The sequence below is a fragment of the Chitinophaga sp. W2I13 genome (genome assembly GCF_050434005.1).
Classification (GTDB): domain Bacteria; phylum Bacteroidota; class Bacteroidia; order Chitinophagales; family Chitinophagaceae; genus Chitinophaga.
Map to the genome: position 1 here is coordinate 3,334,909 of NZ_JBNPWD010000001.1, position 13,156 is coordinate 3,348,064.

The 13,156-nt window shown below is 46.4% G+C and carries 11 protein-coding genes and 1 tRNA gene; 5 read left to right on the forward strand and 7 right to left on the reverse strand.

The window, feature by feature from the left end; translation table 11 throughout:
* Nucleotides 1-4: 4 nt before the first annotated feature.
* The gene (locus tag QFZ48_RS13780; protein WP_429042101.1) at nucleotides 5-1,144 is read left to right on the forward strand and encodes an acyl-CoA dehydrogenase family protein; all 1,140 of its coding nucleotides are present in this window, start codon (nucleotides 5-7) and stop codon (nucleotides 1,142-1,144) included.
* Between the two features lie 419 nt (nucleotides 1,145-1,563).
* Nucleotides 1,564-2,439: a c-type cytochrome gene (locus QFZ48_RS13785; RefSeq protein WP_429062652.1), complete on the forward strand. Its 876-nt coding sequence runs from the start codon at nucleotides 1,564-1,566 to the stop codon at nucleotides 2,437-2,439.
* 61 nt (nucleotides 2,440-2,500) lie between these two features.
* Here the strand turns inward: QFZ48_RS13785 and QFZ48_RS13790 are convergent, their stop codons facing one another.
* From QFZ48_RS13790 to QFZ48_RS13810, 5 genes are all read right to left on the reverse strand, one after another.
* Nucleotides 2,501-2,788: a hypothetical protein gene (locus tag QFZ48_RS13790; RefSeq protein WP_079473575.1), complete on the reverse strand. Its 288-nt coding sequence runs from the start codon at nucleotides 2,786-2,788 to the stop codon at nucleotides 2,501-2,503.
* Between the two features lie 54 nt (nucleotides 2,789-2,842).
* On the reverse strand, nucleotides 2,843-4,072 hold the full coding sequence (gene clpX / locus QFZ48_RS13795; protein WP_429065503.1) for an ATP-dependent Clp protease ATP-binding subunit ClpX: 1,230 nt from the start codon (nucleotides 4,070-4,072) through the stop codon (nucleotides 2,843-2,845).
* A 232-nt stretch (nucleotides 4,073-4,304) separates the two neighbouring features.
* Nucleotides 4,305-5,006 (reverse strand): ATP-dependent Clp endopeptidase proteolytic subunit ClpP, encoded by a 702-nt coding sequence (gene clpP / locus QFZ48_RS13800; protein ID WP_370913362.1) that lies wholly within the window; start codon nucleotides 5,004-5,006, stop codon nucleotides 4,305-4,307.
* A complete protein-coding gene (gene tig, locus QFZ48_RS13805) occupies nucleotides 4,996-6,375 on the reverse strand; it encodes a trigger factor (RefSeq protein WP_429062653.1) in 1,380 nt (459 codons plus the stop codon). Before tig ends, clpP begins: the two co-directional genes overlap by 11 nt.
* Nucleotides 6,376-6,592: 217 nt before the next feature.
* Nucleotides 6,593-6,674: transfer RNA gene (locus tag QFZ48_RS13810), tRNA-Leu, on the reverse strand.
* 231 nt (nucleotides 6,675-6,905) lie between these two features.
* On the opposite strand from QFZ48_RS13810, the gene QFZ48_RS13815 reads away from it, so the two are divergent.
* Together QFZ48_RS13815 and QFZ48_RS13820 are read left to right on the forward strand one after the other, a co-directional pair.
* Nucleotides 6,906-8,135 carry an ROK family transcriptional regulator gene (locus tag QFZ48_RS13815; RefSeq protein WP_429062655.1) on the forward strand — a complete coding sequence of 410 codons (1,230 nt, stop codon included), beginning with the start codon at nucleotides 6,906-6,908 and terminating at the stop codon, nucleotides 8,133-8,135.
* 58 nt (nucleotides 8,136-8,193) lie between these two features.
* Nucleotides 8,194-8,610, forward strand: coding sequence for a VOC family protein (locus QFZ48_RS13820; RefSeq protein WP_429062656.1), 417 nt, complete (start codon nucleotides 8,194-8,196; stop codon nucleotides 8,608-8,610).
* A 66-nt stretch (nucleotides 8,611-8,676) separates the two neighbouring features.
* Here QFZ48_RS13820 and QFZ48_RS13825 read toward each other — a convergent pair whose 3' ends face one another.
* Entirely contained in the window at nucleotides 8,677-10,965 is a 2,289-nt protein-coding gene (locus QFZ48_RS13825; RefSeq protein ID WP_429062657.1) for a hypothetical protein, read from the reverse strand.
* Between the two features lie 130 nt (nucleotides 10,966-11,095).
* Between QFZ48_RS13825 and QFZ48_RS13830 the strand changes: the two genes are divergently transcribed.
* On the forward strand, nucleotides 11,096-12,511 hold the full coding sequence (locus QFZ48_RS13830; protein ID WP_429042088.1) for a S41 family peptidase: 1,416 nt from the start codon (nucleotides 11,096-11,098) through the stop codon (nucleotides 12,509-12,511).
* A gap of 146 nt (nucleotides 12,512-12,657) precedes the next feature.
* Here QFZ48_RS13830 and QFZ48_RS13835 read toward each other — a convergent pair whose 3' ends face one another.
* Nucleotides 12,658-13,059: a response regulator gene (locus QFZ48_RS13835; protein ID WP_429042086.1), complete on the reverse strand. Its 402-nt coding sequence runs from the start codon at nucleotides 13,057-13,059 to the stop codon at nucleotides 12,658-12,660.
* Nucleotides 13,060-13,156: the final 97 nt, after the last annotated feature.

Sequence of the window (13,156 nt, forward strand, 5' to 3'; positions counted from 1 at the left end):
GTTTATGAACTTTGCGCCTACGGAGATGCAACAACAGATTGCACAAATGATCCGGGATTTCGGGAAAACACATATTCAGCCTCACGTGATGGAATGGGACGAGCAGCAGGAGTTCCCGGTACATATATTCAAACAGCTCGGGGAACTGGGATTGATGGGCGTACTGGTGCCCCAGGAGTACGGTGGCAGCGGGTTGGGATACCTGGAATATGTAACCGTGGTGAGTGAAATTTCACGCATCTGCGGGGCGATCGGGCTAAGCGTGGCGGCCCATAACTCGTTGTGTACCGGTCATACGATGCAGTTTGCCAATGAAGCGCAAAAACAGCGTTACCTGCCTAAGCTGGCTACCGGTGAATGGATCGGCGCCTGGGGGCTCACGGAGCCTAACACCGGTTCCGATGCCATGAATATGAAATGCGTGGCTAAAAAAGACGGCAACGACTGGGTGCTGAATGGCACCAAGTGCTGGATTACCCACGGGAAAAGCTGCGATGTGGCGGTAGTAATAGTCCGTACCGGCGACGTGCGCGACAGTCATGGTATGAGCGCTTTCATTGTGGAAAAGGGTACTCCCGGCTTCAGTGGAGGCAAGAAAGAAAACAAACTGGGCATGCGGGCCTCCGAAACTGCGGAAATGGTATTCGACAATTGCCGCATTCCTGCAGATAATATGCTGGGCGCAGAAGGCGACGGCTTTATCCAGTCCATGAAAGTATTGGACGGGGGCCGGATTTCCATTGCCGCATTATCGCTTGGCATTGCCAAAGGCGCTATGGACGCTGCCCTGAAATACTCAAAGGAACGGTACCAGTTCGACCAGCCCATCTCTAATTTCCAGGGCGTGTCCTTTAAACTGGCGGATATGGCCACAGAAATAGCTGCTGCAGAATTGCTCACCATGCAGGCGGCAGATATGAAAAACCGCAAGGTAAAAATGACCCAGCAGGCAGCTATGGCTAAATATTATGCGTCGGAAGTGGCCGTGCGGGTTGCCAACGATGCCGTACAGATTTTTGGCGGTTATGGCTATACAAAGGACTTCCCGGTGGAAAAATTTTATCGAGATGCAAAATTATGTACCATCGGGGAGGGAACTTCAGAGATCCAAAAGATTGTAATTGCCCGGGAAGCCCTGAGATAGAATAACGATTTTGCAATTGATACTGATTCTATTGAGATAGCAGGATTTTTATAATTTATGAAAAGAGTATTTATAAGCCGTTCATCATTTTTTCAAAATAATTGAATATTACCCCTTTAGTGTTATTGAATATTGCAAAAGGAACGTTAAATTTGGGTTAATTCATCACTCTTTACCGTTTATCAACCTTAACACACAAAATCAAGAAAGATTTGAAACACTTTTACGCAATGAAAAGCACCCTGTAATACGGGTGCTTTTCTATACCGGGTCTGAACTGGTTTATCCCGTATAAAGATGCTTAGTAAAAATGTGAAGCCTGTAATCCACGTTATGATTCTTCTTTAATTCAGTAGTTCTACTGATACCTGTAATATTTATCCCTATTACTTTTACAGCTGAAATATTCCTTAATTGTTATGTTCTCCAAAAGTCTTAAGTGGGCCACACGTATCGTGTTGGGCCTGGTAGTGATCGTATTAACGGCATACGGCGTTTTTACTTTTCTCTTCCATCAGCATGCCAGCAAAAAATATACAGTTACAGTAAGAAACATTCCCATCCCCACCGATTCAGCTACTATTGCGGAGGGCCGGCACCTCTATGAAATAAAGGGTTGCGGCGAATGCCACGGGACAGACCTGCGCGGAAAAATGGTGGTGGATGACCCGGCTATCGGCCGTATTGCGGGTAATAATATCACCTATGGCCTGGGAGGGTTGCCGGAAAGCTATGATAACACCGACTGGCTAAAGGCATTGCGGCACGGTTTAAACACCGCAAATAAGCCATTATTGCTGATGCCTTCAGAGGAGTTCACCCGAATGGATGATCACGATATTGCGGCTATAATTGCGTTTTGCAGGGCACAGCCAAAAGTAGATGCGCCTTCCATTCCTATAAAAATAGGACCGATGGGAAAAGTCCTGTCTGTAATGGGTAAAATACCCTTGTTCCCCGTGGAAAAAATAGATCATCACCGGGAACAGCCTAACCAGGTGGCAAAGGCGGCAACAAAAGAGTACGGCCAGTACCTGGCGGTTTCCTGCACTGGTTGCCACAAGCCTACATTGACCGGCGGCGATAACCCGGTTCCGGGCGCTGTGCCGGTAGCCAATATCACCTCTACCGGGAACCTCGGAAAATGGAGCCAAAATGATTTTATTGCCACGCTGCGTACCGGTAAAACGCCGGAAGGAAAGCAGCTGCTGGTAAAAGATATGCCGTGGAATATGACTGCACAGTACACGGATGAAGAGTTAACCGCGTTGTATCTTTATCTCAGAAGCCTCTAAAAAAGAAGAAGGGCTTTCCGGGGAAATACCTCCGGAAAGCCCTTCTTCACTGTATTTTAAACTACTTTTTATCTTTGTTGAAGAAATCGGACACTTTATCCTTTGCTTCTTCGGCCCAATCCTCCGCTTTATCTTTCACGTTATCCAGAAAATCACCTGCCTGATCCATCAGACCAGCCTTTTTTCCTTCGGCTTTATCCGACATGCCTGCAAACCAGTTATCAACTGTACCGGCAATAAACGGAGGTAATTTGCCCTTCACATATTCTTTGATCACATCGATGGACTGTGCGGCCTGTTCGGCGGTAAGTCCGGCTTTTTCCTGTAATTGCTGAATGAGTTCCTGCATAAATAGCGTTTTATAGTTAGCGATAGTATTGCTGTTAACGGATTACCGGAACAGTTATGCCACTTTCAGTTTAATGAGGGTCGACTGCTCCAGTTTTGCCTGTGCATATTCCCTGGTAAGATGAAAGTGTGTTTCATTGGCAGACGGCAGTTCATACATCGCATCGCTCAGTACCACCTCACAGATGGAGCGTAAACCACGCGCACCCAGTTTGTATTCCATCGCTTTGTCCACGATATAATCTATTGCTTCTTCTTCTATCTGTAAATCGATATTTTCTACCTTGAAAAGTTTCTTGTATTGCTTTACCAGCGCGTTTTTAGGCTCAGTAAGGATCAGTTTCAGGGTATCTCTGTCGAGCGAGTTGAGATAGGTAACCACTGGTAAACGGCCCAGTAATTCAGGAATCAGACCAAAGGATTTCAGGTCCTGGGAGTTGATATAACGCAGGATCTGTTTTCTGTTTTCCTCTTCTTTTTCCTTGTTTACGGTAAAACCGATAGAGTGGGTCTGTACCCTTCTGCTGATGATTCTTTCCACGCCGTCAAATGCACCACCGCAGATAAAGAGAATATTCTGCGTGTTCAGCTTGATCAGTTTCTGTTCAGGATGTTTACGGCCGCCCTGCGGAGGTACCAGTACTTCGGTGCCTTCCAGTAATTTCAGGAGACCTTGTTGAACGCCTTCGCCGCTTACATCGCGGGTAATGGACGGGTTATCATTTTTACGGGCAATTTTATCGATCTCATCGATGTAAACAATGCCACGTTCAGCAGCTTCCACGTCGTAGTTACATACCTGTAACAGGCGGCTGAGGATACTTTCCACGTCTTCACCCACGTAGCCCGCTTCTGTGAATACGGTCGCATCCACAATAGCAAAGGGAACGTTTAATTGTTTGGCGATGGATTTAGCCAGCAAGGTTTTACCCGTACCGGTTTCGCCCACCATGATGATGTTGGATTTTTCAATCTCTACTTCGTCATCACCAATCTGCTGGTTAAGTCTTTTATAGTGGTTGTATACAGCTACTGCCAGTATTTTCTTTGCATCATCCTGGCCAATTACATATTCGTCCAGGAATTTCTTCATGTCAATTGGTTTAGACACTTTGGGTGCAAAGTTGGGGGCTACGGCTGCAGCTGCTTTTTTGCCGGGGGTGAATAACTCCTGGTCAATTATCTCCTGTGCGTTGGCTACACAGTTTTCACAGATGTGTCCTTCAGCGCCTGCAATCAGTATCTGCACTTCTTCTTTGGAGCGGCTGCAAAAGGAGCATCGGATTTTAGATTTCTTTCATTTCGGAATAGATTATTTTTCTACGAAACTATCATTGCCTGCACTGTTATTGCAGGGTTACAAATTTACACTAAATAGCCGAAAGCGTAAGTCTTAATAGAGTAAAGCTTATCATCTCACAAAACAAAAGCTATTGTAGCGAAGATAATAGCGTTTTTTAATATGTATCGCTGTAATCTTCGCTACAATAGCTTATTTATGCCTGGTGCTTTAAGCTTTACTGAGGTGTTTCCAGGTTTTTCTTTGGATTTTTCTGGAGTACGTCATCAATGATGCCGTATTCTTTTGCTTCATCCGCAGTCAGCCAGTAGTCACGGTCAGAATCTTTTTCCACTTTTTTGAGTGGCTGTCCGCAATGGCCGGCAATGATTTCGTTGAGTTCCTTTTTCAGTTTCACGAACTCACGTGCAGTGATTTCGATGTCTGAAGTCTGGCCTTCTGCACCGCCATGAGGCTGGTGAATCATTACACGTGCATGTTTCAGCGCGGTACGTTTTCCTTTTGTACCTGCTACCAGCAGTACAGCGCCGAAAGAGGCCGCCATACCGGTACAGATAGTAGCTACGTCAGGAGAAATGATCTGCATAGTATCATAAATACCCAGGCCGGCGTAAACGCTTCCTCCCGGGCTATTGATGTACATCTGTATATCACGGTTACGGTCGGAAGACTCAAGGAACAACAGCTGCGCAGTAATCACGTTTGCTACGTAGTCGTTCACGGGATCTCCCAGGAAAATAATACGATCAGCCATCAACCTGGAGAAAACGTCCATCTGGGTCATATTCATCTGGCGTTCTTCAAGGATATAAGGAGTCAGACTGTTGATCTGGTGGCTTTTGGTGTAACTGTCTACTACCAGGCTGCTGATTCCCCGATGCTGGATGGCATATTTTCTGAATTCATTATTAATGTTCATGATGGTGATGTTTATGAGGTAAATTAACAAAATCTTCTGCTTTGATTTCCTCTTCTTTCACGTTCACCTTAGCCTCAGCCCAGTCAAATAACTTGGCAGTGATCATTTCACGGTAAGTCTGGTCTACAAATTTCTCATCCTGTAACAGGCGATCCAGGTAGCTGTCTAACCATTCTGCTCCATCAGCAGCGGCGCCGCCATAGTAGCCTAATACTTTTTGTTTGGCATTTTCCTTCAGATCTTCGAAAGAAACTTCCAGTTTATTTTCTTTAACCAGTTTATCGCTGATGAGTGTCCAACGTAATTGATGATCAAAACTAGGGAATTCTTTTTCCGCTTCTTCCGCAGTTTTTGGCTTTTCACCGCCTACCTGCAGCCAGCGTTTGAGGAAATCCTTTGGCAATTCAATCGGCGTTTCGTGTACCAGTACTTCAAACAGGTCGTTGTGAAGGTGGTTGCGGCTTTCAGAATCCCAGTATTTGCCGATTTCTTCTTTCAGTTTAGCGCGGAAAGCTTCTTCAGTAGTGATTTCTTCTCCCGGATAAACTTCTTTGAAGAACTCTTCATTCAGTTCTCTTTTCTCAATCAAACCAACTTTCGTGATGGTCAGTTTGAAATATTTGTTTGCTGCTTCCTTGTCGCCTGCTTCAAAGCCCAGATCTTTCAGGATCCAGCCCAAACGCTGCTCGTCAAAGGAAGTAGCCAGTTGGAATACAATGCTGTCTTCATTCTTTTTACCCTGCAGCTCAGCCTGGATAGCCGGTGCAAAGTATTTAACCAGTAAGGCGTTTTCTTTTACGATACCGCCTTCCACTACATTACCTTTCTCGTCAGACTCTTCGAATTTAACGTTAATCACGTTATCTTCTGAAGTAATTGTTTCAGGTTCTGTTGTTTTTCCACCTTTCAGCTGTAAACGCTGTACTTCATCGTTCACCATTTCGTCGGTAACGGTTACTTTATATTTTGTAAGGGTGGTTTTGTTATCTTCCAGGGGAGTAACGCTGAAGCTGGGTTTCAGCCCCACTTCAAATTCGAAGGCATAATCAGCAGGCTTGTTGAAATCCAGGTCTTTTGCCTGTTTTTCCAGGGACAGTGGCTGGCCGAAGATCTCCAGTTTTTCTGCCTGCACATAACCCATTAATTCTCTCTCAACAGTTTTCAGAATTTCGTCGCCAAAGATAGCCTGACCGTGCATCTTCTTAACCATACCTGCAGGTACCATTCCTTTACGGAAGCCTGGTATGTTCGCATTTTTGCTGAATTGCTTTACTGCTTTGTCAAAATTAGGAAGGTAATCTTCCTGGTTCACTTTCACAGTGATCTTATCGTTCAATAAACCAATGTTTTCTCTCGTAACGGTTGCCATAATTGAATTGTATAAAGTGTTCTTTAAGAAGCAATAATGATTCCTTGTTTATTTTTCTGCCATGAAGTCACAACGGCAAGTAGGAATGGCAGGAAACTATTTTTGAATAAAATCAGGTGAAACTGTGTCTGAATAAGACAGGAGTGACAATGAAAGTGAGGGAGAGCATAGCATTATCACGTTGCCATATTGACGCATTGCCACATAATATTATATGTGCGGATGAAGGGACTCGAACCCCCATGCCTCGCGGCACCAGATCCTAAGTCTGGCATGTCTACCAATTTCATCACATCCGCAATAAATAAAAAGAACTTACTCTTCCCAGTGTTCAACCGGCCCGGAAACCCTATCCGGCTATACATGACAAGAGCCCCTTTTTGACTCAAAAAGGATTGCAAAGGTATTATTTTTTGCGAATTAACAAAATCATTTATATAGAGAAACATTCCCCTGTTTCTACCCCTAAATTTTAAAAAATCAGAATTAAGCTGTTAAATTGGTGAGCAATTACTGTAAAAGTCTATCTGATGGCTATGGCTAAAACCTTTTTTGAAGAACTCAACAGCGCAAACGCTACCGGTGTAGCCTATAAGAATATCAACCTGAAAAAGGCGGCGCTGGCCTATTTTGCCAATACCGGCAACGCCACTATCGCCGATCTGTGCAAAGAGCTCAACCTCAGCACACCCAAAGTTACCAACCTGGTGAATGACCTTATTGTCGACGGCCTCGTAATGGACTATGGCAAAATAGAATCCACCGGCGGCCGTAAACCCAACCTGTACGGACTGGTACCGGATTCCGCCTTCTTCATCGGGGTGGATGTAAAACAGGATCATCTCAACCTGGGCCTGTCGGACCTCCACAAAAACCTGGTCACCACCGTGGAAGGACTCCCCTACGAACTGGATAATACCAAAGCTTCCCTGGAACAGTTGTGCCTCCTGATCAACAACTTTATTGACGGCCTCACCGTTCCCAAAGAAAAGATCCTCGGCATCGGTATCAATATCCAGGGACGCATCAATTACGCCACCGGCTACAACTACAGCCTTTTCTATTTCGACGATGAACCCCTCAGCAAAGTTATCGCCGCCAAAGTAGGCATCCGCGTTTTCCTGGAAAATGACTCACGGGCAATGGCTTACGGAGAATTTTGCTCGGACCTGGTAAATGGCGAACGTAACGTGCTGTTCCTCAACCTCGACTATGGTATAGGTATGGGCGTACTCATCAACGGGGAGCTATACTACGGTAAATCCGGCTACAGCGGCGAGGTAGGGCATATCCCGATGTTCGACAATGAAATCATCTGCCACTGCGGGAAAAAAGGATGCCTGGAAACAGAAGCCTCCGGATGGGCGCTGGTGAATATGTTCCGGCAAAAGCTCGCCGCAGGTTCTTCCTCTATGCTGAGCCGCACGCATCAATCCCCCGAAGATATCCACCTGCACGATATTATAGATGCAGCCAACAACGACGATATGCTGGCCATAGAACTTATTGCCAAAGTAGGAGAGAACCTGGGTCGCGGCGTTGCCCTGCTCATGAACATCTTCAACCCCGAACTCGTCATACTTGGTGGCGCCCTGGCTGCTACACAGGACCACATCCGCCTGCCCATAAAAAGCGCTATGAAAAAATATTCCCTCAGCCTGGTAAGCAACGATTCCAAACTGAAAATGTCGAGGCTCGGTGAAAGCGCCGGTATCATCGGCGCCTGCCTGCTGGTAAGAAATAAGGTGTTGATAAGTTAGTTTTTGCCTAACTTTAGGAGCTACCCAAATTCCATTTTCTTACCCTAAAAAGATTGTTATGTCCACCACATTAACACCTTATCTCACTTTTGGAACTAATTGCCGCGAAGCCATGAACTTTTACAAAGACATCTTCGGAGGAGAATTGTTTATCATGACAATGGGCGAGGCGCCTGAAAGCGAAAACGTACCCGCTGCGTCCAAAGACCTGGTGATGCATGCGTTTTTGAAAACATCTTCTTTCGAGCTCATGGCCTCTGATGGCATGGGAGGCCAGGCGCCCAAAAATGGTGACAACGTTACACTGACGCTGGGCACTGAATCAAACGAAGAATCAGAAAAATTATTCAATGCGTTATCCGCCGGAGGGAAAGTTACGATGCCCCTGGCAGAAACCTTCTGGGCGTACCGCTTTGGCATGTTAACCGATAAATATGGTTTCCCCTGGATGGTGAGCTTTAACAAGCCCATGTAAAAGGACCAAGATCTTTTTCAGCTGTTTACCTGCTGCAGTTTGTGCAGAAAGTAAACAGCTGAATTATTATTTCTTCTTCCTGAAAAAAGAAAATAATCCTCCTCCTCTCAGTTCATTTTTTTTCTCTGCCGCAGGCCTGAATTCCGGATCATTCGCCACAATCAGGTCAATGATTTTTTTGCAGGTACCGGGGTCATCTTTTGCTTCATAAGCCAGCGCCATCGTATATCTTACGGCAGACGCCTCTGTATCCCATGCCCAGTTGTTGCCGGCATAAATATTCAAACACTGCGTGGCATATGCCAGGCACTCGTCATATTCTTTCTCTCCCAAATATGCCTCTGCAAGAAAAGCGTATACCCCAAACCGGTAGTTGGGGGCATTGTCTGCAGCGTCGCCGTTAGACATAATCTGCAGCGTATGCAGCAGATCAGTAATCGCGGCTTTGTAGCGGCCAAGCTTTAACGCAGCCTTTCCACGGAAGTAATAGATCTTCATTTGCGAAATCACCGGCAGTTTGGTGATGCCGCCAATGGAAATGCGGTTGTTGATAGCGCCAATACAATGTTCATACTGGGCATTATCAAAATACAGGTACATCAGGTTGAAATAGGCGTCACTGTCATCCGGTTTTTCCACCAGGTGCGTTTCCAGCGCCAGTATGCGTTCAGACAAATCATCGGCGCTGTTGGTACGGATAAAGGCGCGGCCGGTTTTAATACGGTCAATGTTATACGTAATGGTTTCCCGGTCGTAATCTTCCAGTTCCTGCATATCCTTTGCAATCCAGGTATTGTATTCCGCCAGTATTTTTTCATAGAGATCCAATGCTTCGGCATGTTTCTCCAGTGTACACAGGTCGTCGATCATTCGTTCATGGATAGACACATAGTACATCAGCGGCAATACTTCTGTGAAATTTTCCAGGATGGTATGGCGGTCGGCGATGGCCTCGGCCAGCTTACCCATGCTGTGATACGCATCAGCCCTGGATTCCAGCTGTTCCCAGAAGGGCGACATATTGTAACCGATGGTGTGTACATGCGCTGCTTCCACAAAGATGCCGCCTTCATACAAGGCAATGCCATAGTTGTTACAGCACATGGCAAAATGATGAGGATGGCCTGCATAAGAGTTACCTGAATTTTCATACCAGTAGGCATGATAGATATCAAATGCATTTTTATACAGGAAGCGCTTCAGCGCGGTGGACGCCTGTTTTACGCCGTTGTCTTTTTCCAGTTGAATAATTTCACTGAAGATAACACCCGCTGCGTACCAGTCGTACGGAATGTGATGCTCCACATCCGGCCAGCTTTCGGGGAATTGCCCGTTCACTTTATAGCTCGTGAAATACCACCTCACCATGCTGAACGGATAAGGTTTTATGGCCATCGACTTTTCATACCAGGGCAATGCCTCCTGGTAACTGCCAATGTTGAAGAACGCCGTAGCGGTATAATGATAGAAGTAGGCTTCGTCGGGGTACTCAGCAATAAAGTGTTTGCCGGTGGAAATCTGTTCCAGGGTACCTTCGTCATCATCATCTCCAAAAAACTGCTGCCAGAATTCGGTAGTGCCTTTGCAGAACTCCCTTGCCAGTGCAGCATTCCGCACGCCATCCGCAAGCAGTTGCTGGATATGCCGGAGCAAACGCAGCATGTCTTCCTGTGTATTTTCTCCTGCCGTGATCATGATCTGCAGCATGCTGGCCGCAAAATCATAATCCGCCATATCCAGTGCGAACCAGGTGGTAGAGAGCAGGCGGTTGTTAAACACCGTACATTCAAAGGCCTGTTTGTAGTATTCCAGGGCGGCGGGCCTGTTTTCCGTGTGATAATATACATCGCCGATACGGGTAAAACACTGGAACCGCGCCACATTCAGCTGTGGCAGATCGTCGGCGTACAGTGATTCATATACCTGGAGGTTGCGGTGCATATCTGCCAGGGCCTTTTCGGTTTCATTTTTCAGCACCCATACCTGGAAACGGTACAGTAATGCTTTGGTAGTCAGTTCTTCATCGCCGCCGGCAATGAGGATATCACAATCGCCGATCGTTTCATCTCCTTTGTCTGCCATCACATTGGCGCCCATATAGGCGCGGTGTACACGGGCCTGCACATGTGCGGGGTCAATGGTCAGCACCTGGCTGAATGCCTCGTAAGCCTCGTTGTACATAGCGGTGGCCAGGTCGCGGTTATCAGTGGCCTTGGCGTTTTCCAGCTGGGATAAGCCCAGTAGTTGCCAGCCCCGGGCCTCGCCGGGGTTATCCTGCAGGTATATTTCCAGTTTGGTAATTGCTTCAGTATATGCCTGTTCATTATACAGCCTTTCCAGTTCGTCAAAATGCATATGCGCTTTATTAGGACATGTAATTTATTAATATTGGTGGAGGATGATAAATATTTTCTGGTAGTTTCCTCCCGAATATATATATTTAAAGATCATTTATTATCAGCCAGAAACATTCAAATCCTTTGCCATGAAAGCAATAGCAGTATTGTTATTACTCCTGTGTAATACAGTTGTAAACGCGCAGGAGTGTGATTGCAGGAAGAAATTTGACAGCGTACAGGTCTATCTGAGGAAGAATTATGCAGGGTTTATCGACAAAGTAACCCCGGTTACGGAGCAGGCTTATACTGCCATGCTGGCAAAACTACGGTTACAGGCGGCTACCATCAAGGGCGCCACGCATTGTCTCCTGCTGGTAAACCGCTACCTGCGCTTCTTCAAAGACCAGCATCTCGCCCTGCACATTGGCTACACGCCCCTCAGAGAAAAAATCACCCTCACCCCACAGCAGCTGGATTTGCTACAGAAACAGCCCGTAAGCGGTGTGGCTGGTATTTACCAGGCCGACTCCCTCTATAAAGTGGCCCTGGTAAAGAACCTGCGGGGATTGCGCACTTACGCCGGCGTAATCATGGAATCAGCCTCGCCGGATTGGAAACCCGGAGACGTATTGTTTGAACTGGCCGCTACCGGGCCGGATAAATTTGATATGATCAGCTACGCCGCGCAGGAAGTGAACTTTGATACCCTCACCATCGGAAAACAACGCGATGGCCTGTCTGCATTGGGTTGGCAGAAACCCGCTGCGGCATCGCCGCAGCAATTCACGGGCGTGAAGAAGAGTGACAATGCACCGGCGGAAATACCCGCCTTCGCCGATATGACGGCGCCTTTCTTTTTCCGGCAAATAAACGACAGCACCGGTTATCTGCGTATAAGCAGCTTTGACGCGGTGTCCTATCCGGCCGCCGATTCTGTGCTGAATGCCAGCGACGAGTACCTGCGGAGAAACCCCAACCTGGTCATTGATGTACGCAACAACGGCGCGGGCGCTGATAAACTGATTGAACGCCTGCGGCCCTTGCTGTATACCCAACCTGTAAGGATTACCGGGGCCGACTTTTATGCTACACCGGATAACATTGCTGCATGGCGCCATACCCTGGACGAACAAACCGGAAAACTACCCGGCGAATATGTAGAGCAGATCCGCACTGTAATTGAACAGGGTAGTGGTTTGCAAGGCCGGCTGGTAAGTATGGGGCCGGATGAAAACATGATCCTGCCGGCTCCTTTGCCAGCTCCGGCAAAAGTAGCGGTGCTCATTAATGGCCGGTGCAGCAATACCGCAGAACAGTTTTTACTGGAAGCGGTACAAAGTCAGAAAGTGAAGCTCATGGGAGCTCACACGGCAGGGGCGCTGGATTACTCTAATATAGCCAGGGTAAGGTTTTCAGCGCCTGATTTTTCAATAGACTATCCCGTTACCCGCTCCCGCAGGATTGCTGCAGGGCAGGGTATTGACAATAAAGGCATTCAGCCAGCGGTGAAAGTAAATTTCCATTCGGCAGGATGGCTCGAAGAAGTAGTGAAACAATTTTAATGCAGGAGTCGTTAAGATCCGGTTAACACTTGAACATAATTTAAAACCCACCTTTGAGGTATAAGCATATGCGTGAGCATATAAGGGTTTAAAAATAGTAACAATGGTAGAAAAGCTGCCTCACAATTCTTTGTGAGGCTTTTTCATTAAAATAATTTTTGCTGTAAAAGACGACCCAGTATATGTGTCAGCTCATGAAGACTGTTAGGTTTCGTCAGGAAATAAGAGGCCCCCAGTTCACGGGTTTCTTTTTTATCCGATTCATGTGAAGACGTTGAATAGATCACCACAGGGATGTGTTTTAAATGCTCCTGCTGCCGTATTTCTGCAAGAAACTGTTTCCCGTCTACCCTGGGCATATTCAGGTCCAGGAAGATAAGATCCGGCGCCAGGTTATTATTCAGCTTAAGTAGTGCGTCTTCTCCGTTGATAGCTTCATGGTAAATAATATCCGGTGCCAGCTCCTTTAATACTTCACCAAATATCATTCTGTCATCTATATCATCGTCAATTAAAAGTACTGAGGTATATTTACAACTATCGGGCATATATCGTTTTGGAATAGAGACAAATCTAAGATTTTGTTGTTATTTTATTATCATATAATTAGTTTTAGTGGTACTGTTTGGAATGAAATGTGTTAAA